Genomic DNA, 17948 nt, shown 5'->3' with positions numbered 1-17948 from the left:
TATGGATGCGCGCGCTCGCCTCAGATCGCCGTGCCGAACTCGCGGATCGTGATCGCCGAGGCGATCAGTGGCCCGCCATCGGTGTAGAGCGAGATCCCCGTGTCGCCCTCGGCGAAGTGCACCTGCTGCGAGACGACGGTGTGACCGGCGTTGACGAAGACCTCGACGCTCTGCGTGTCGACGAAGACCCGCAGATGGACCGAGCGTGCAGCCGCGTCGATCGGTGCCGCGGCCCGGGTGTACGGCTGCAGCGAGAAGCCGGCCAGGTCGGACGGTGCGCGGTCGACGTAGAGCTCGCCCCCGGCCTTCCCGATGTTGGTGTGGCGGGAGCCGTCCGCCGAACGACCGACGGAGAGACCGACATTGTTCGCGGTGTCCCAGGTGAGGTCGAGTTCGATCTCGTACGCCCGGCCGCTCCAGGGCAGGACGGCGCTCCCGGTGACCGTCTGGTCCGGGAGGGAGACGGTGGAGGTCGCATACCCGGCCAAAGCGTCCACGGGTGAACTGAGCAGGCTGTACCGACCACCGGACTGCGCCTCGAGTCGCAGCTCCCGGACGACGGAGTTCTGGCCGTTGTAGCCGTCCGAGGCGTCGGTGGGGACGTCGCGGGCCGCGTACTTCCAGTTGTTCATCCACGCGATCGCGAGCCGGCGGTCGTCGGGCGACTCCGCCTTCGGCCAGGTGACGGCGGCATACCAATCCCAGCCCCAGTCCAGCCACTGCGGGGTGAGGTCGTCGGCGGTGAACCGCGTCCCGTCCCACGTGCCCGTCCAGTAGGCGTAGGTCATCGGCAGGCCGATCGAGTAGGCGTCCATGCTGGCGCCCAAGACCCAGTGCCAGCTGCCGTCGCCCGCTCGCATCTGGAACAGGTCCGGGCACTCGATGCCACCGAGGTCGTGGTTCGGGAAGTCGAAGTTGTGCTGCAACTGCCACGTCGTGAGGTCGGGCGAGGTGTAGAAGGCCGCGTAGCGCGCCCGGCCGATGACGCACACCCATTCGTTCCTGGCCGCGTCCCAGTGGACCTTCGGGTCCCGGAACCACTCGGCGTTCTCGATCTCCGCCGGGGTCTGGGCCGCACGTCCGTCGGTGTTCACGATCACCGGGTCGGGGAGCATCGTGAACGTGAAGCCGCCGTCCGTCGACCAGTACAGGTACTGCTCCTGGTACTTCCGGACGCCGTCCGTGGGCTGCGTCGCGAGTGCGATGACCGCACCCGCCCCGAAGCCGGCGGTGTTCGCGGTGTCGACGACGGCGGAACCCGACCACACCGGGAAGTCCGGCTGCAGCGGCATGACGGTCCCGTGGTGGGTGAAGGCGACGCCGTCAGTCGTCGTCGCGTGATCCCAACCGCCCGGACCGTTGTTCTGGCCGGAGTGCAGGTAGTACAGCTGGTATGCGCCGTTCGTGAACACCGGTCGTTGCGGGTCGCAGAGCCACCCCGACGGCGGCGTCATGTGGAACACCGATCTGAGGGAGGCCTGCGCCTGGGCGGTGGTCGCCGCCTGGGCGGCGAGGGGCGTGCCGGTACTCGCGAACAGGGCGAGCGCCCCGAGGCCGGCGCCCTGGAGGACGGTCCGGCGGGAGAGGTCGTGCGTCATTGCTGTTCCTTTCGTCGGTGCCGCGGGCGCGCCGAAGGCACCCGTGGCGGGATGGTGCTGGATCGTGCGGTGGAGGACTGCTCAGGCGAGCGCGTGCACCTGGTCGGTGGCGGGCGCCCGGTCGAGGACGGCGACGGCCACCGAGACGGGACTGGCGCGTTCGCTCGCGAGGCTCAGCGTCGGTCGTCCGCTCCCGAGGATGACGAGGTCGGAGACGGTGGCGAGACCGCCGTCGACGAACAGCTCGAGCAGCGGGCCGTCGAGGCTCAGGAGGAGTCGAGCCGGCCGGTCGCCGACGAGCGGAACGATGCTCGTGGAGGCGAAGTCGGGGTGCACCGTGTCCATGGCACCGCCCGACCGGGTGACGGAGAGTGACGCCGTCGCCGGGTCGTGGACGATGAGGACCGCACCGTCGGTGTCGGCCGTCAGCCGGAGCCGCAACTCACCCGTGACCGACGGATCCCAGCGCAACTCGACCACGCCGTCACCCTCGAGCCCCAGGTCGACGGCGTCCGAGGACACGGCGACGGTCGTCGGGTCGATCGCGGCCAGTCGTTCCCTGACGAAGGCCGGTGGCTCCTGCACGAGTCGCTGCTCGCCGTCGACCGTGGTCAAGGACAGGCGTCTCGGGAGCGACATCGCGCCCCGCCACGGCGAGGCGGGGAGATCGGCGGCGTAGCGCCAGTTGCCCATCCATCCGAGGATCACCGCTTCACCGTCCGGAGCGCGGTCGAACCCGACCGCCGCGTAGAAGTCCCGACCGTGGTCGAGCCGCCGCAGCTCGGCCCGCTCAGGCGTGAACACCGAGCCGTCGAAGTCGCCGACGAGATAGCTCATCGACGACCCGTCCGGGTCCTGCACGTCGCCGATCGGGTTGGTGCTGAGGAGCAGGACCCACCGGACCTCGTCCGGGCGTCCGTCGACCGCGAGCGGGATGAGGTCGGGGCACTCCCACACGACGCCGGTGGGACCGACTGGACCGACGGTGCTGAGGTGCTCCCAGGTGCGGAGGTCGGTGGAGGAGTACACGAGGACCTGGCGCTCCACGGCCTCCACCGTGAGCATGATCCAGCGGAAACCCGCGGCGTCCTCGTACCGGATGATCTTCGGGTCGCGGAAGGCGTGCGAGCCGCGGTCGAGGATCGGGTTCTCCGGGTCGCGCTGCCAGGTGAGCCCGTCGTCGTCACTGGTCGCCCGGGACTGCGCCTGCCGACCGTCGGTGGACACGCTCGTGTAGTACGCCGTGAGGCGCCCGTCGGGACCCGCGGCGACCACGGATCCCGAGTACACCTGCTCCTCGGCGGTGTACCGCAGGGCTACCGGATGCTCGTCCCAGTGCTGCAGGTCGACGCTCGAGGCGTGACCCCAGCTCATGTTGCCCCAGTCGCCACCCTCCGGGTTGTACTGGAAGAACGCGTGCCACCGCCCGCGATGGAAGACCAAGCCGTTCGGGTCGTTCATCCAGTTCCGCTGTGGCGTCAGGTGGAAGCCGGGCCGTGGAAGGGCGTGCTGCTCGTCGTGCACGGTCGCGCCCTCAGACGGAGTGCCGCGGGACGGCCGGGCAGGCGATGAGCTGCGGCCCGGCGGGCAGCGCGGCGTCGAGACCGAGCAGCCGACGGACGCCGGCCGCTCCGAGCTCGTAGTGGGGGAGGGCGACCGTCGACAGCGGCGGCCGGAGGTGGGCGGCGATGACGTCCTGGTTGTCGAACCCCATGACGGCCATGTCGTCGGGGATCCGCAGTCCGCGCTCGCGCAGCCCGTCGTAGAGTCCCATCGCCACGCGGTCGTTGTGGCAGAAGACCGCGGTGGCGCCTGAGTCGACGACCTCAGCGGTCGCCGCGTACCCACCCTCCTGCTCCGGTGAGGCCGGGAACACGAGGGCGTCGTCGAACGCCACTCCCGCCGCCTGCAGCGCCGAGCGGTACCCGGCGAGCCGGCCGGTCTGCGCCGGTGAGGGGGTCGTCGTGTTGACGAACGCGATCCGTCGGTGGCCGGCCGCGAGCAGCGCCTCGGTCGCGGTCCGCCCGCCCTGCTCCTCATCCGGCACGACGGCCGGGAGCCCGCTGCCCGCGGCGTAGCAGTCCACGAGCACGGTGTCGGTCTGGAGGAGTGCCTCGGGCACGGTGATCTCGTGGTGGAACCAGGTGGAGTAGAGGATCCCGCGGACCTGGTGCTCGAGCATCATCGCGATCGCCTCCTCCTCGGCGGCCGTGTTGCCGTCGGTGTTGGCGACGAGCAGGACGTAGCCGTGGCGCCACGCCTCGTCCTGGGCGCCGTGGATGATCTGGCCGGCGAACGGGGTGGTCGCGATCGCGTCGGCGACGAGGCCGATGAACCGGGAGTGCCCCTGGGACAGCGTCTTCGCGAGGGCGTTCGGCCGGTAGCCGAGCTCCGCCACCGCCTCGTGCACCCGACGTTTGGCGTCCTCGCCGATCCGCGACCCCGGCTTGTCGTTGACGACGTGCGAGACGGTCGCCACGGAGACGCCTGCGGCCTTCGCGACGTCGCGCATCGTGATGCCCGAGGTGTTCTTCGGGTGGTCTGAGCCGGGCTTCGACTGGTCGGTGCTGCTCATCCCTTGGTCGCTCCGCTCTCGAGGCCGCTGATCATCGCTTTGTTCAACACGAGGAACACCAACAGCAGCGGTGTGACCGTGACGCAGACGGCGGCGAACGTCGCCGTCCAATCAGTGTTCCCCATCGCCCCGATGTAGTTCTGCAGGCCGAGCGGGATGGTCTTCAATCCGTCGGAGAGCACGAAGGTGTTCGCGAAGATGAAGTCGTTCCAGATGAAGATGCTGTTGACGAGCACGACGGTGATGATCGTGTTGACCGAGAGCGGGAACGTGATCTGGCCGAAGATCCGGTACGGACCCGCCCCGTCGAGCGACGCGGCCTCGTACATCTCCCTCGGGATGTACTCGTAGAACGACGAGAACAGGTACACGGCCATCGGCAGGGCGAACGCCGCCAGCGGGATGATCATCGACAGGTGGGTGTCGAGCAGGCCGACCTGCGAGTAGTCGATGAACAAGGGGACGAGCGCGATCTGCACGGGCACGATGATGCCGAGGAGGAACAGACCGCGGACGAGCCCGCTGAACCGGAACCCGAGGACCTGGAGCGCGTACGCCGCCATCATGCCGGCGATGACGATCAGGGCACTCGACCCGAGGGTGACGATCAGGCTGTTGACGATGTTGAGCCCGAGGTTGCCGGTCGAGAACGCCCTTGCGTAGTTGTCGAGCGTCCACTCGGATGGCAGCGCGAAGGGGTTGCCACCGGCGAAGTCGGCCGCCGTCCGAAAGCTCGTGACCAGCAACCAGACGAGCGGGTAGACCTGGACGAGCACGATCGCGACGACGGTCACGGTGAGGATCGTCCGCTGCACCCGCACGCGCGGGGTGTGCCGGGGCTTCCGCTTCGGTGTCGACGCCGCCGGGGGCGCGACGTGTTCGGTCGGCCGGGCGGGGAGGGTGGCGGTCATGACTTGTCCTTCCGTCGGAGCAGCAGGAAGATGAGGCCGACGGCGACGAGACACTCGACGACGATGAACATGGAGATCGCGCTGGCGTAGCCGTAATCCGTGTGGACGAACGCCGTCTTGTACATGTAGGTGGTCAGCAGCTCGGACGACTGACCGGGCCCGCCGTTCGTCAGCAGGTACGGGATGTCGAAGCCGCGGAGGGCGAAGGTGGTCGCCATGACCGTCGTCGTGATCCACACCGGCCGGATGTACGGGAAGCGGATCCGCCAGAAGATCTGCCACCAGGAGGCGCCGTCCAGTCGGGCGGCCTCCTCGAGGTCGCGGGGCACGGCCATGAGGGCGGCGTAGATGATGAGCATGTACAGGCCGGTGAACCGCCAGCCCTCCGGGATCGACACCGCGGCGAGGACGGTCTGCACGTTCGACAGCCAGGCCGTCTGGAGGTCGCCGAGTCCGACCCACGCGAGCAGCTGGTTGATCAGCCCGACCGGTTCGAGGGCGTACAGCCGCTGGAACAGGATGGCGATCGCGACCGTCGAGATGACGGCGGGCAGGAGGTAGAGCGTCTTGACGAGCTCGCGGGCTCGGGGGAGGGCGGTGAGCAGTCCGGCGACGAGGAGCGCGCCGCCGAGCTGGAGCACCAGGCAGATCGCGAGGTAGCCGAGGGCGTTGCCGAAGGAGGTCCAGAAGACGTCGTCCCGGGTGAGCATCTTGACGTAGTTGTCGAGTCCGACGAACGCCATGTCCGTGATGCCGTCCCACGAGAAGAGGCTGAGGAACAGCGACTGCACGATCGGCAGGAGCACCGCGACACCGTAGAGGACGAGCGGCGGCACGAGGAACACGAGCACCGACAGCGTCGACCGGCGGGGCAGCATCGAGGTGGACATCGGCTTCCGCCGCCGTGGTGGGCGGGCCGGTGCCGCGCCCACCGCGGTCTGGGTGAGCTCAGTCATCGACGTTCTCCGTGAGGGCCGCGTCCATCGTCGCGATGAACTCGTCCGGCGTGATGTCGCCCTGCACGAGCAGGGTCAGCTCCTGCTGGAGTCGGGTGTTCGTGGCCGGGTCGAGCTGGGTGTCCCAGGGCATCGCGATCGCCGGTCCGACGCCGTCGGCCTGCGCCACGGAGCTGGCGTACAGCTCGGTCGCGTTCGCGGGGACGGTGGTCTGCGCGGAGGTCGTCGGCGACAGCGCGCCAGTCGCCGCGTAGAGCTCCGGGTAGCGCTCGAGGGCGAACGCGAGGAAGTCGCGGACGAGCGGGTCGTACGTCTTCGCGTTCACCGCCATGCCGATGCCGGACGGGGTGACGTACTCGTTGTCGGCGGTGACGGCGCCGTCGATGGTCGGCAGCGTGAAGGTGCCGACCGCGTCACGGACGCCGGGGTCGAGCGCATCCGTCGCGAGGTTCGAGAGCTCCCACGTGCCGATGTTGTAGACCGCGGCCTTGCCCGAGGTGAAGAGCGCCTGCGCGTCCGCGTAACCGGTCGAGGAGAAGCCCTCCTGGAAGCAGCCGGCCTGCCCGAGGTCGTACAGCCACTCGGCCGCGGCCTTCCCGGCCGGGTCGGAGAAGGAGGCCTTCCCGGCCTTCAGGTCCTGGATGTACTCGGGACCCGCCATCCGGAACGGGTAGTAGGCCATGTAGCGTTCGAGCGGCCACTGGTCCTGGCCGTCGAGCGCGATCGGGGTGACGCCCTTGGCGCGGAGCGCCTTGCACATGGCGGGGAAGTCGTCGAGCGTGGCCGGGACGGTGACACCGGCGTCCTCGAGCAGGGAGCGGTTGTACCAGAAGAACTCCAGCTGGAACTCGAACGGCACCATGTAGAGCGAGCCGTCGTCGAACCGTTGGTAGTTGAGCGCAGCCTCGCGGTAGGAGTCGGCGAGACCGAGGTCCTCGAGGAGCAGGTCGACGTCGACCATGCGGCCCTGCTTCGCGAGCTTCTGCGCGAACGGCGTCGCGTCGGTGTCGAAGAGCTCGGGGAGCTTGTTCGCGGCCGCCAGAGTCTCGTACTTCTGGATGTAGGACGGACGGTCGGGGGTCGTGATGAGGTTCAGCGAGAAGCCGGGGTGGTCCTTCGCGTACTCGTCGGCGATCTGCTCCATCGCGGTGATCACCCCGCCGTCGGCCGGGCGGGAGAGCAGCCACGAGATCTCGCGGGGGACGATATCGCCCTTCGGGTCGACGTCGGTCGGGTCCGTGGCGCTCGATCCGCCGGCGCAGCCGGAGAGGGCGAGTGCTGCAGCGGCGACGAGGGCCACGAAGGCGGTGCTGCGGGTGGGGCGCATGGTGCGGGGGCGTGCGGTGGTTGGCATGGTCGGAATCTCCGTTGATCGATCACAGGTGGGTGCGGGTGTGCGGGTGGTGGTGCAGGCGGCGGAGCGTGGTGTCGGGATCAGGACGTGGTGCTGGTGAGCAGTCGGTGTGAGGTGGGGTCGTCGTCGGAGCCGCCGCCGTCGCGCTCGAGGAGCGTGCACGCCTCGACGGTGACGGTCCCCTCGCCGACGAAGACGCCGACGCGACCGGCCGGTCGGTCGTAGAGGCGCGTGCTGAGGACGACCGCGTCGTCGACGGTCGCGACGCAGAGGTCGCCGTCGACGATCACCTCGAGCTCGTGCAAGCCGGGGGCGAGGTGGCAGGGGCGTTCGAGTTCGACGACGAACGGGACGTCACCCGAGATCTGCCACTGCTCCGTGCCGGTGCTGGAGCGGGGCCAGCGGTCGAACACGAGGCGGTCGCGCTTCGGCTCCAGGCGCAGGACGTAGCCCTCGTCGCCGTCATCGCTCGCCCGGAGGACGACACCGCACTCGGTCGTGCCGGGGGCGATGTCGAACCGGGCGACCAGCCGGAAGGAACTCGGTGCGTCCACGGCCGACAGGGCGTCGGCATACCCGTCGGGGGCGCTCAGGACCGTGCCCGAGGTGACGACGGTGTCCGTCGGCTCGTCGGCGGGCGCGAAGGTGTCGCGGAGTTCGGTGGGCGGATGGAAGGCCAGGGTGCCGTCCGCACGCTGCTCCGCTTCGAGGACCGACATGGTGCCGGCCCACTGCCAGGCGCCCGCGTCGTGGGCTCCCTTACGCGAGGCGATCCAGCCGAAGAAGAACCGGCGTCCGTCGCGGGAGGCGGACTTCGCCGCGTAGTAGGCGCGTCCGTCGAGCGTGTCGTGCTCGGGGACGAGCCAGGGGCCGTGCAGGGTGCGCGACATCCGGTAGCGCGTTGTGAACGACTCGCTGAACTCGGAGGACACGAGGTACCACCAGTCGCCCCACTGGAAGACCTCGGGGCACTCGTGGGCGATGTAGCGGCGCGGGTCCCAGAACGGCTCGACGGGTTCCCAGGTCGAGAGGTCGGTGGAGGTGCACTGGGCGATGACGCCGCGACGCCGTTCCGGGCCGTGTGCGTGTCGGGCGGTGATGAGCATCCGCCAGACGGCCGCGTCCTCGTCCCAGAAGACGAAGGGATCCCGCCAGTCGGCGGTCTCGTACCCTGCGGTGGCGCCGAAGGTGTCGGCCTCCCGGCGCTCCCAGGTGCGCATGCCGTCGGTGCTGACGGCGTGCATGACGAGTTGCAGCGCCAGACCGTCGGCACCGCGGCGCTCCGGGTGCTGTCCCGTGTAGAAGACGTGGTGGATCCCATCGGGGTCCAGGATGACGCTGCCCGTGTAGACGTTGAAGTCCGGCGCGGACGGTCCGCCCGACGGCAGTGCCTCACCGAGCTCGTCGAAGTCGACGAGGTTCCGGGTGGTCACGCGATGCCACGGCATGCCGATCTTGGGAACGCGACGCGATTCGTGCAGGTAGAAGAGGTGGAAGACACCGTCCTCCTGCCAGGGGATGACGTCTCCGACCCATGCGCCGTTCGGCTGGTGGAACCCTCGTTGGTTCATGACGTCCTCTGCAGTGAGTGGTTAATCGGTTACGCAGTTACCGTAGCGAGGTACCGTGAAGATGGTCAAGCGGTTAAGCAAAGTTAAGCAACTCCACTGTCGACTTGCTTCACGCAACATTCGAACGTATGTTCGATCCATGACCCGCCCGCGTCCGATCCGGCTCGACCACGACACGTGGCTCGTGATGCGGAACGACCCGGTGATCCCGAAGGCGGTCATCGAACGGCGCCGTGATCGGGGTGGTGCCGACGCGTACTTCGTCATCGCCTGGGACATCGATCCGCTCAAACGGGTGTTGATGAGCGTGCAACCGAGCCTGGAACGCGCCGACGCCCTCGTGCGGTACGACGTGCCGCGCACCGCGTCCGACCGCGACGGGCCGCCCAACGGGCTCAAGGCCACCCCGCGCTGATCCGCCCTGTCGGAGCGCGCCACCGGGGAGTAGCGTTCCCGCATGGCGATCGATCCGAAGCTGCTCGACTGGTTGCTCGACGCCGACCCGGCCATCCGGTGGCAGGTCGAACGAGACCTGGCGGGAGCGCCACCCGAGGTCTGGGAGGCGACGCGGAGCACCGTGGCGACGACCGGGTTCGGTGCCGAGCTGCTCGCGCATCAGGACCCTGACGGACAGTGGGCGGGCGGCGCCTACTTCCCGGCCGGGTTCTTCGGCAGTGCCGAGCAGGAGGAGCCCGGGCAGCCCTGGGTCGGGACCACCTGGGCGCTCAAGGACCTCCGCGAATGGGGTGTCGATGCCGGGGCCCTGACCGACACTGCCGAGCGCCTGACCGCCAACAGTCGCTGGGAGTACGACGATCTGCCGTACTGGGGCGGTGAGGTCGACGTCTGCATCAACTCCTTCACGCTCGCCAACGGCGCCTGGCTCGACGTCGACGTCACCCCGCTCGCCGCCTGGTTCTCCACGCATCGCCTCGCCGACGGCGGCTGGAACTGCGAGGCGGAGGAGGGCGACTCGGTGCGGTCCTCCTTCCACTCGACCCTCAACGCGGTGCGGGGTCTCCTGGCGTATGAGTCGTACACGGGGGACTCGAGTGTTCGTGAGGCCCGGCAAGGTGGTGAGGAGTACCTCTTGACGCGACGACTCCTCAACCGGGCCACGACGGGTGAGCGGGTCGGCCCGTTCGTGGACCACTTCGTCTACCCGAACCGCCACCGCTACAGCGCCCTCGCCGCCCTCGACCATTTCCGGGACGCGTCTCTCGCCGGCGGCACACCCCCGGATCCGCGCCTCGCCGACGCCGTCGAGCTCGTCCGCGCGGCACGGCGGTCGGACGGGATCTGGCTGCAGGGACGGGTCCTCCCCGGACGCGTCTGGTTCGACACCGACGTGCCGGAGGGTGAGCCGTCGAAGTGGCTCACGCTCATCGGTTCCCGGGTCCTCGCCTGGTGGGACGATGCGGACTCGGCAACCGCCCAGCAGACCCATCGACGACGTATGGACGGCTCATAGGAAGCCCATAGCCGCCACGCCGATGCTCGTCTCACGACCGATCGAGACCACCGATCGCAGACGAAGGCGAGGCGCACCATGAGCAGGATCCCAGCACCCGAGACCACCCCGGACGGCCCGGCCTACGAGGGCCGTCTGCTCGACCGGGCCGACGAGGAGGTCGTCGACCAGGGCGTCGCGTTCGACCTCGGAACCCTCGTCAGCCGGCGCACGGTGCTGAGCCTCGTGGGTGCCGGGGTCGGGGCCGTCGCGCTCGCCGCCTGCTCCACCGGGGCGTCCGGCAGCAGCAGCACGAGCTCCGGCGCCGCGAGTACCGACACGGGCACCGCGACCGCGACCGGCGGCCTCCCATCGGGCGAGATCCCCGACGAGACCGCAGGCCCCTACCCGGGCGACGGCTCCAACGGAGCCGACGTGCTCGAGGAGTCCGGCATCGTCCGCAGCGACATCCGGTCGAGCATCGGGTCGGGCACCACCGCGAGCGGAGTCCCCATGGCCCTCTCGCTCACCATCCTCGACATGGCGAACGGTGACGCCCCGTTCGCCGACGTCGCCGTGTACGTCTGGCACTGCGACGCGTCGGGCGGCTACTCGATGTACTCCGACGGGATCGAGGACGAGACCTACCTCCGCGGCGTCCAGGTCGCCGACAGCTCGGGGACCGTCTCGTACACCTCGATCTTCCCGGCCTGCTATTCGGGCCGGTGGCCGCACATCCACTTCGAGGTGTACCCCACGGTCGCGGACATCTCCGACTCCGCGAACGCCATCGCGACCTCGCAGGTCGCCCTCCCGCAGGCGGCGTGCGACACCGTCTACGCCCTGTCGGGCTACGACGGTTCGAGCGCGAACCTCGCCCAGGTGAGTCTCGACGACGACAACGTCTTCGGCGACGACGGCGGTGCCCTGCAACTCGCGACGGTGACGGGTGACGCGACCTCCGGGTATCAGGTGGCGCTCACCGTCCGGGTGGACACCACGACCACGCCGACCGCCGGTGCTGCCCCGTCCGGCGGTGGCGGGGCTGGCGGCGGCGGAGGAACGCCGCCGAGCGGACGCTGACCGCGGCGCCACCACACCCTCCCGTCCCGACCCGCATCGACCCGAAAGGACTCCTCATGGGATTCCTCCAGAACCTCACCGGCTGGCACGCCCTCATCGTCCTCGCCGTCATCCTGCTGTTCTTCGGCGCCGCGAAGCTCCCGAGCCTCGCGCGCAGCGTCGGGCAGTCGGCACGCATCCTGAAGGACGAGGTGTCGGCCGACACCGACCCCCGCGCCGACACCCCTGCCCCCTGATCATCGGAGCGCATCGTGTTCGGACTCACCATGGACAAGCTGATCGTCATCGGCATCCTCGCGGCCGTGCTCATCGGTCCGAAACAATTGCCGGTGTACGCCAAGCGACTCGGAGTGCTCGTCCGCACCGTCCGCGACCTCGTCGCCTCGACCAAGGCGCGAGCAGCCGAGGAGCTCGGACCGGAGTTCGACCCGACCGAGTGGAAACGCCTCGACCCTCGACAGTTCGATCCCCGGCGGATCATCCAGGAGGCGCTCGGCGAGGAGCGGGGGCCGGTAGCGCAGCTCGAGCACTCGACGACGTCGGAGGTGCAGGTGGACCCGACCGTGCCGTCCGCCCCGGCGAAGCCGGTCGCGAGCGGTGGCTGGCAGGCCGCGCTGCTCGAACGGGTCGGACGCGACGGGGCGGATGCGCACCGCGCACCCGCCCCGATCGTGATCACCGAACGCGTCGTCCTCGACGAACGCGTCGAAGAACCCGCTAGCCGGCGGGCGTCGTGACGCGTCCGTCCCGGCCGTCCGCCGCGGCGCCGGTGGTCGACGCGGGCGGCAGGATGTCGAGCGGCATCGTGTGGGTGTCGATGAGCGGGTTGTCATCCTGCCCCTTGACGAGTTCCACCGCCTCGGCCTTCGTCTCGACCGTCGGCACCGAGCCGATGAGCGGACGACGAGCCGTCTCCCGCATCGTGAGCACGCCGACGCCCGCCACCGCCGCGAAGAACATGATGTAGAACGCGGGCATGAAGGTGTTCCCGGTGACCTGGATGAGGAACTCGCTGAACAGCGGCGTCGTGCCACCGAAGAGCGAGACCGACAGGTTGTAGGCGATCGCCATCGCGCCGAAGCGGGACGCCGTCGGGAAGAACGCCGGCAGCGAGGCCGCAGACGGTCCCGCCCACAGGGCGACCGGGGCGGCGACCATGAACAGGGCGATGAAGATGGCCCAGATCTCACCGATCTGCATGACCGCGAACGCCGGCACCATGAGGGCGAGGGTCGCACCGACGGCCATGAGGTAGACGGGCTTGCGACCGAGCTTGTCGGACATCCGGCCGACGAGCGGCAGGCAGGCGGACATGATCAGCAGGACCGGGATGGTCGCGACCGCGGCCGTCAGGTTGGAGACCCCGACGTCCTTCTCGAGGTAGGTCGGCATGTAGCTCGTGAGCGCGTAGCCGGCGGTGTTCGTCGCGGCGACGATCGCCATCGCGATGAGGATCTGGCGCCAGAAGTGACGGAAGATCCCGAAGATCCCCTGGCGGGCCATGGGGTCCTCGTGCTCCGCCTCGATGCCGCTGGCGGTCTCGGCGACCTCGTAGGCCGGGGTCTCGGGGATCTTGAGGCGGAACCACACCGCCACCGCACCGAGCGGCAGAGCGATGAGGAACGGGATGCGCCACCCGAACTCGGTCATGGCGTCGGGGCCGGCGAGGCCCTCCGCGATCAGCGTGGTGAGGGCGACGGTCCCGGCGCCTGCCGCGAAACCGACGTAGGACCCGACATCGAGCCAGGACGCCCAGAACCCGCGTCGGCGGTCGGGCGAGAACTCGGCGACGTAGGTGGACGCGCCGGCGTACTCGCCGCCGGTCGAGAAGCCCTGGATCATCTTGAGGAGGTACAGCGGGGCGATCGCCCACAGCCCGATCTGGGCGGCGGTCGGCAGCACGCCGATGAGGGCGGTCGCCGCCGCCATCATCGACATCGTGAGGAAGAGGATCTTCTTCCGGCCGATCTTGTCGCCGAGCGGTCCGAGCACGAGCCCGCCGAGCGGACGCACGAGGAACGACACGGCGAAACCGAACAGGGTGACGAGGATGCCGGCCTCAGGAGGGAGGCCCTCGGTGAAGACGACGGTCATCGTGACCGCGAGGTAGCCGTAGATACCGAAGTCGAACCACTCCATGAAGTTGCCGACGACGGTGCCCGAGATGGCGGTGCGGACCTTGGACGTCTTGACGACGAGGACGTCGTCGACGCGGAGGCGCCTGGTCTTGCGGGCCGGCTTCCGGCCGGTTCTGGGGGAGGGGGATGCGGGGGACGATGATGCCGCGTTGTCGCTGGAGTTCACAAGCAGTACTCGTTTCCTGACAGTCGTGTTGAATCGTTCGGCACTCGCGTAATCGCTCAGTGCCCGAGAAATGCCGGAGGATCGCCATGCTGCACTGGCACGGAGCTCGGGGGAGCTGCACGTCGGGTGGCGGGTCGTTCTCGGGGAGAACGCGTCCTCTCGGCTCTGGACGGGTATAGACGATACCAGGTGTCCAGTGGCGCCTCATCGGGTTGCGACGCGAGCACAATGGGACGTATGGACCTGAGGCGCGGCATCTGGACGGTCGACGGCGGTCTCGGGACGCTGCTCGAAGCGCGCGGCCGAGACGTGTCCACCGTGCTCTGGAGCGCCGCGCTGCTCGCGCACGATCCTGGGGCGATTCAGGATGCTCATCAGGAGTTCTTCGCCGCGGGTGCGCAGATCGCGATCACGGCGTCGTACCAGGTCGGCTTCGAGGCGTTCGATCGGATCGGCATCTCGGTTCCGGAGACCGAACGGCTCCTGCGGTCGAGCGTCGAGCTGGCGCGTGGGGCGCGCGACACGCGGGCCGAATCGGACCCCGACGGCCCGCTCCTCGTCGCCGCGTCGGTCGGTCCGTACGGCGCGACGCTCGGCGACGGCTCGGAGTACGAGGGTGCCTCCGGTCTCAGCCGGACCGAGCTCCGGCGGTGGCACGAGCGGCGTCTGGCCGTACTGGTCGACGCGGCCCCCGACCTCCTCGCCCTCGAGACCATTCCGACGCTCGACGAGGCGACGGCGCTCGCCGAGCTCGTGCGGGGTTCGGGAGTGCCTGCGTGGTTGTCGTTCACGGTGGAGGGTGGTCGTCTCCGCTCGGGCGAGCCGATGGCGGAGGGCTTCCGACTGGTCGACGGGATCGACGAGTTCCAGGCGGTGGGTGTCAACTGCTCGCACCCGGACGAGGTCCTCCCGGCCATCGCCGCTGCGCGGTCCGTGACGGACAAGGCGGTGGTGGTCTACCCGAACTCGGGCGAGCGCTGGGACGCCGACGCCCGCTGTTGGCGTGGAGCCGCCGGGGTCGGCGAGGTGGAGGCCTGGCTGGAGGCCGGGGCGACGGTCGTCGGCGGCTGTTGTCGCGTCATGCCGGCCGACATCGCCGGTGTCCGCGCGCAGGTCGACGGGTGGACGCGTTCCTAACCGACGTTGAATCCGCCGTTGCTCGAGAGCACCTGGCCGTTGATCCAGGAGCCTGCAGGCGAGAACAGGAAGCGCACGAGGTCGGCGGTGTCGGACGGCGTGCCGAGTCGGCCGGCGGGCGTCGCCTCGGCTCCCCAGCGGCGGATGTCGTCGGTCATCCAGCCCGTGTCGATCGGACCCGGGTTGATGACGTTCGCCCGCACCCCGCGGTCGCCCAGCTCCACCGCCGCGGCCGTCACGATGCGGTCGAGCGCACCCTTGCTGGCCCCGTAGGGCAGGTTGTGCACGGTGTGGTCGCTCGTGAGCGCGACGATGCGACCGGCCACCCGGGGCGGCGTCTCCTGCACCGGGAGCTGTTCGGCGAAGGCTTTGATGAGGAGCCACGTCGCCCGCGCGTTCACGGCGAAGTGGCGGTCCCAGCTGTCGAGGTCCGTCGTGAGGATCGAGCTGTCGACCGACTCGCAGTGCGACATGACGAGCCCCGACACGGGACCCAGCTGCGCCGCGCGCTCGACGAGTTCGGCCGGGAACGCCGGGTCTGCGAGGTCACCGAGCACGAGCTCGACGGTCACACCGAGCGCACGGCACTCGTCGGCGATCGACTCGGGGTCGTCGGGGGTCCGCTCGTAGCCCACGCGGTCGTCGTAGGGTCGCCAGGCGTTGAGGACGAGGTTCCAGCCGTCCGCGGCGAGACCGGTGGCGAGTCCCGCGCCGATCGAGCGGCGGCGCCCGACCCCGGTGACGATGGCGATGCGGTCGGTGGCGGTGGCGTCGTCGGTGAAGTCCATCCCGAGACCCTACGCGATGTCGAGTGGTCGCCGACAGGCCGCGCCCGGCTCCGGTCAGGCGGCCAGGAGTCGACCGGCGATCGCGCGGGCGGTCTCGAACGGTTCGCGGAAGGTGCGCATCCCGACCGTCACGATCGCGCCCTCGTAGAGCAACATGAGTTCGCGGGCGCGCGCTCCGGCGTCCGACAGGCCGGCTTCGGTGATGAGCTCGGCGAAGCGTTCGAGCAGCCACTGTTTCTGCCGGGTGACCTCGGGGAGCACGAGGCCGCTCGTCGCGTGGTCGGGGATCTCCGCGCGTGCGTTGACGGCACTGCACCCCTTGGGGCTGTTGTCGTCCGACCAGCCGATCGCCGCGTCGAAGATCGCGAGGACCCGGTCGATCCCGGGTTCCGGATGCCGGGCGAGGAACTCGTCGACCCAGATGCGCCAGCGCGCGTCGCGATGCTGCAGGTAGGAGAGCACGAGGGCCTCCTTGCTGCCGAAACGGTCGTAGAGCGTCTTCTTCGTGACCCCGGCCGCCTCCGCGATGGTGTCGACGCCGACCGCGTGGATGCCGTTCTCGTAGAAGAGCACGGAGGCGGCATCGAGCACGCGTCGGGCGCCCGGCGTGAGGGGTGCGAGCTCTGGAGTGTCGACCGTCATGCGAAAACTATACCAGTCTGTATACTGCGGGGATGAGTAGACAGATCGGTATACCTGTGGCGCGGATGATTCGTGCCGTCATCGTCCCCCTCGCGGTGATCGGGTTCGTCCTCGCGTGGAGCTCCGGGTTCATCGTCGCGAAGATCGGAACCGAGGACGTGCCGGTGCTCACCGTGCTCCTCTGGCGGTTCGTCCCGCTCGCCGTGGGGCTCGCGATCGTGCTGGTGCTGAGCGGGCAGTGGCGGAACGCCACCCGGGCTCAGCTGCGCTCGCAGCTCGTCATCGGCCTGTTCGCGCAGTTCGGCTACGTCGTGTTCGTCTACGCCTCGGTCGCCGTGGGCATCTCGACCGGGACGACCGCGCTCATCGACGCCGTCCAGCCGCTCGTCATCGCGGCGCTCGCCGGACCGCTGCTGCACGTGCGGGTGCCGGGTGCCCAGTGGCTGGGACTCGGGATCGGCGCGGTCGGAGTGTTCCTCATCGTGCAGTCCCAGTTCGGCGCCTCGGACGCGCCGCCGATCGCCTACGCCCTGCCCGCACTCGCCATGGCCAGCCTCATCACCGCGACGATCCTCGAACGGCGCTCGCCGCACCGATCCCCGGTCCTCCTCGCGCTGACCGTCCACGCGACGGCGACCATGGTGCTCCTCGCGGTGCTCGCCCTCGCGACGGGTGAGGCGGTGCCGCCAGGCGGCGCGACCTTCTGGCTGACGACGCTCTTCCTCGCGCTCGTCCCGACGCTCTCGGCCTACGGGCTCTACTGGTGGCTGCTGCGTCGCATCGGGGTCACGGTCCTCAACGCGCTCCTGTTCCTCGTCGCGCCGACGACCGCCGTCGTGGGTGCGCTCCTGTTCCGGGAGCCGTTCACGCTCCTGACGGCCGGCGGGTTCCTGCTCAGTGCGGCGGGCGTCGCCCTCGTGCTCGTGAGCGACGCCCGCGGTCGCATCGGTGCCCGTCGGGTCAGTGCCCCGCCGGCGGCCGATCCTGTTGACGGCGCATCTCCTCGGCCAGTGCCGGATTCCGCTCCGCAAGGTGCGCGGTGATGTCGTCGACCACCTCGGGCGCCTTGTTCTGACTGAGCTTCGCGCGGGCGTCGAACCGCCTGACACGCATGCGCAGGCCGACCGTGCCCTTCGCGGCCCGCCGGGTGCCGGCCTCGTCCTGGGACAGGTGGCGGCCGTCCGGTCGATGGTCCTCGAAGTGGTCGGTGAGTCGCGAGAGCATCTCGTAGTTCTCGTCCTCGCTCAGGACCTCGGGCGTGCCGTACAGGTGCGCGGTGACGTGGTTCCAGGTCGGGATCAGCTGGCCCTCCGGGTACCAGCTCGGCGAGACGTAGTCGTGCGGTCCCTGGATGATGACGAGGATCTCGTGCTCGCCGAGCTCGTGCGAGCGCTCGTCCGGTCGGCCGAAGTGGCTGACGATCGACAGCTCGTCCCGGTCCTCCTCGAGGATCGCCGGGTAGTGGGAGGCGACGAGACCGGTGCTCGCAGGCGAGACGAACGTCGCCCACGGGTGGTTGCGGATGAGGCGCTTGACCTCGTCGACGTCGGTCATCAGGTAGGTGGGGGTGTGGCGCATG

18 protein-coding genes are annotated in these 17948 nt (G+C 69.6%); 7 read left to right on the top strand and 11 right to left on the bottom strand.

Annotated elements, in window-relative coordinates; translation table 11 throughout:
* Positions 1-20 precede the first annotated feature (20 nt).
* The 7 genes from AC4PMY_RS10930 to AC4PMY_RS10900 form a co-directional block, all read right to left on the bottom strand.
* Entirely contained in the window at positions 21-1598 is a 1578-nt protein-coding gene (locus AC4PMY_RS10930; RefSeq protein ID WP_491622717.1) for a glycoside hydrolase family 32 protein, read from the bottom strand.
* A gap of 81 nt (positions 1599-1679) precedes the next feature.
* Positions 1680-3122, bottom strand: coding sequence for a glycoside hydrolase family 32 protein (locus tag AC4PMY_RS10925; RefSeq protein WP_491622716.1), 1443 nt, complete (start codon positions 3120-3122; stop codon positions 1680-1682).
* A gap of 10 nt (positions 3123-3132) precedes the next feature.
* Positions 3133-4173, bottom strand: a complete 1041-nt coding sequence (locus tag AC4PMY_RS10920) for a LacI family DNA-binding transcriptional regulator (protein WP_491622715.1) — start codon at positions 4171-4173, stop codon at positions 3133-3135.
* A complete protein-coding gene (locus tag AC4PMY_RS10915; RefSeq protein ID WP_121294010.1) occupies positions 4170-5084 on the bottom strand; it encodes a carbohydrate ABC transporter permease in 915 nt (304 codons plus the stop codon). The genes AC4PMY_RS10920 and AC4PMY_RS10915 overlap by 4 nt, the downstream gene beginning before the upstream one ends.
* On the bottom strand, positions 5081-5962 hold the full coding sequence (locus AC4PMY_RS10910; RefSeq protein WP_056013507.1) for a carbohydrate ABC transporter permease: 882 nt from the start codon (positions 5960-5962) through the stop codon (positions 5081-5083). The genes AC4PMY_RS10915 and AC4PMY_RS10910 overlap by 4 nt, the downstream gene beginning before the upstream one ends.
* Positions 5963-6032: 70 nt before the next feature.
* On the bottom strand, positions 6033-7394 hold the full coding sequence (locus AC4PMY_RS10905) for an ABC transporter substrate-binding protein (protein WP_254628360.1): 1362 nt from the start codon (positions 7392-7394) through the stop codon (positions 6033-6035).
* Positions 7395-7474: 80 nt separating this feature from the next.
* A complete protein-coding gene (locus AC4PMY_RS10900) occupies positions 7475-8965 on the bottom strand; it encodes a glycoside hydrolase (protein WP_491622714.1) in 1491 nt (496 codons plus the stop codon).
* A gap of 139 nt (positions 8966-9104) precedes the next feature.
* Between AC4PMY_RS10900 and AC4PMY_RS10895 the strand changes: the two genes are divergently transcribed.
* From AC4PMY_RS10895 to AC4PMY_RS10875, 5 genes are all read left to right on the top strand, one after another.
* Positions 9105-9380 (top strand): hypothetical protein, encoded by a 276-nt coding sequence (locus tag AC4PMY_RS10895; protein ID WP_064294714.1) that lies wholly within the window; start codon positions 9105-9107, stop codon positions 9378-9380.
* A 42-nt stretch (positions 9381-9422) separates the two neighbouring features.
* Positions 9423-10436: a squalene cyclase gene (locus AC4PMY_RS10890; protein ID WP_491622713.1), complete on the top strand. Its 1014-nt coding sequence runs from the start codon at positions 9423-9425 to the stop codon at positions 10434-10436.
* A 78-nt stretch (positions 10437-10514) separates the two neighbouring features.
* A complete protein-coding gene (locus AC4PMY_RS10885) occupies positions 10515-11498 on the top strand; it encodes an intradiol ring-cleavage dioxygenase (protein WP_064294716.1) in 984 nt (327 codons plus the stop codon).
* Positions 11499-11554: 56 nt separating this feature from the next.
* Complete coding sequence (locus AC4PMY_RS10880; protein ID WP_064294717.1) at positions 11555-11734, top strand: twin-arginine translocase TatA/TatE family subunit; 180 nt, start codon at positions 11555-11557, stop codon at positions 11732-11734.
* Positions 11735-11749: 15 nt separating this feature from the next.
* Positions 11750-12235 (top strand): twin-arginine translocase TatA/TatE family subunit, encoded by a 486-nt coding sequence (locus AC4PMY_RS10875; protein ID WP_064294718.1) that lies wholly within the window; start codon positions 11750-11752, stop codon positions 12233-12235.
* On the opposite strand, the gene AC4PMY_RS10870 is transcribed toward AC4PMY_RS10875, so the two are convergent.
* Positions 12216-13802 carry an MFS transporter gene (locus AC4PMY_RS10870; protein ID WP_491622712.1) on the bottom strand — a complete coding sequence of 529 codons (1587 nt, stop codon included), beginning with the start codon at positions 13800-13802 and terminating at the stop codon, positions 12216-12218. The genes AC4PMY_RS10875 and AC4PMY_RS10870 overlap by 20 nt on opposite strands.
* 237 nt (positions 13803-14039) lie before the next feature.
* Here AC4PMY_RS10870 and mmuM point away from each other — a divergent pair, with 237 nt between their 5' ends.
* Entirely contained in the window at positions 14040-14939 is a 900-nt protein-coding gene (gene mmuM / locus AC4PMY_RS10865; RefSeq protein ID WP_491622711.1) for a homocysteine S-methyltransferase, read from the top strand.
* Here mmuM and AC4PMY_RS10860 read toward each other — a convergent pair.
* Positions 14936-15727 carry an SDR family oxidoreductase gene (locus AC4PMY_RS10860; RefSeq protein ID WP_314140030.1) on the bottom strand — a complete coding sequence of 264 codons (792 nt, stop codon included), beginning with the start codon at positions 15725-15727 and terminating at the stop codon, positions 14936-14938. The genes mmuM and AC4PMY_RS10860 overlap by 4 nt on opposite strands.
* Before the next feature lie 54 nt (positions 15728-15781).
* Positions 15782-16369: a TetR/AcrR family transcriptional regulator gene (locus AC4PMY_RS10855; protein ID WP_064294721.1), complete on the bottom strand. Its 588-nt coding sequence runs from the start codon at positions 16367-16369 to the stop codon at positions 15782-15784.
* 32 nt (positions 16370-16401) lie between these two features.
* Here AC4PMY_RS10855 and AC4PMY_RS10850 point away from each other — a divergent pair, with 32 nt between their 5' ends.
* A complete protein-coding gene (locus tag AC4PMY_RS10850) occupies positions 16402-17412 on the top strand; it encodes a DMT family transporter (RefSeq protein ID WP_491622710.1) in 1011 nt (336 codons plus the stop codon).
* Here the strand turns inward: AC4PMY_RS10850 and AC4PMY_RS10845 are convergent.
* Complete coding sequence (locus tag AC4PMY_RS10845) at positions 17330-17947, bottom strand: FMN-binding negative transcriptional regulator (protein ID WP_491622709.1); 618 nt, start codon at positions 17945-17947, stop codon at positions 17330-17332. The two genes, AC4PMY_RS10850 and AC4PMY_RS10845, sit on opposite strands and share 83 nt — an antisense overlap.
* Position 17948 lies beyond the last annotated feature (1 nt).

The sequence above is a fragment of the Plantibacter sp. MDV22-iso1 genome, assembly GCF_058408345.1.
This window is presented reverse-complemented; position numbering and strand designations above follow the sequence as displayed.

What these genes read in the sequence shown, in the direction of transcription:
- AC4PMY_RS10930 (WP_491622717.1), bottom strand. Translation starts at nt 1,598, where the DNA reads ATGACGCACGACCTCTCCCGCCGGACCGTCCTCCAGGGCGCCGGCCTC.
- AC4PMY_RS10920 (WP_491622715.1), bottom strand. Translation starts at nt 4,173, where the DNA reads ATGAGCAGCACCGACCAGTCGAAGCCCGGCTCAGACCACCCGAAGAAC.
- AC4PMY_RS10915 (WP_121294010.1), bottom strand. Translation starts at nt 5,084, where the DNA reads ATGACCGCCACCCTCCCCGCCCGGCCGACCGAACACGTCGCGCCCCCG.
- AC4PMY_RS10910 (WP_056013507.1), bottom strand. Translation starts at nt 5,962, where the DNA reads ATGCTGCCCCGCCGGTCGACGCTGTCGGTGCTCGTGTTCCTCGTGCCG.
- AC4PMY_RS10905 (WP_254628360.1), bottom strand. Translation starts at nt 7,394, where the DNA reads ATGCCAACCACCGCACGCCCCCGCACCATGCGCCCCACCCGCAGCACC.
- AC4PMY_RS10900 (WP_491622714.1), bottom strand. Translation starts at nt 8,965, where the DNA reads ATGAACCAACGAGGGTTCCACCAGCCGAACGGCGCATGGGTCGGAGAC.
- AC4PMY_RS10895 (WP_064294714.1), top strand. Translation starts at nt 9,105, where the DNA reads ATGACCCGCCCGCGTCCGATCCGGCTCGACCACGACACGTGGCTCGTG.
- AC4PMY_RS10890 (WP_491622713.1), top strand. Translation starts at nt 9,423, where the DNA reads ATGGCGATCGATCCGAAGCTGCTCGACTGGTTGCTCGACGCCGACCCG.
- AC4PMY_RS10885 (WP_064294716.1), top strand. Translation starts at nt 10,515, where the DNA reads ATGAGCAGGATCCCAGCACCCGAGACCACCCCGGACGGCCCGGCCTAC.
- AC4PMY_RS10880 (WP_064294717.1), top strand. Translation starts at nt 11,555, where the DNA reads ATGGGATTCCTCCAGAACCTCACCGGCTGGCACGCCCTCATCGTCCTC.
- mmuM (WP_491622711.1), top strand. Translation starts at nt 14,040, where the DNA reads ATGGACCTGAGGCGCGGCATCTGGACGGTCGACGGCGGTCTCGGGACG.
- AC4PMY_RS10860 (WP_314140030.1), bottom strand. Translation starts at nt 15,727, where the DNA reads ATGGACTTCACCGACGACGCCACCGCCACCGACCGCATCGCCATCGTC.
- AC4PMY_RS10855 (WP_064294721.1), bottom strand. Translation starts at nt 16,369, where the DNA reads ATGACGGTCGACACTCCAGAGCTCGCACCCCTCACGCCGGGCGCCCGA.
- AC4PMY_RS10850 (WP_491622710.1), top strand. Translation starts at nt 16,402, where the DNA reads ATGAGTAGACAGATCGGTATACCTGTGGCGCGGATGATTCGTGCCGTC.
- AC4PMY_RS10845 (WP_491622709.1), bottom strand. Translation starts at nt 17,947, where the DNA reads ATGCGCCACACCCCCACCTACCTGATGACCGACGTCGACGAGGTCAAG.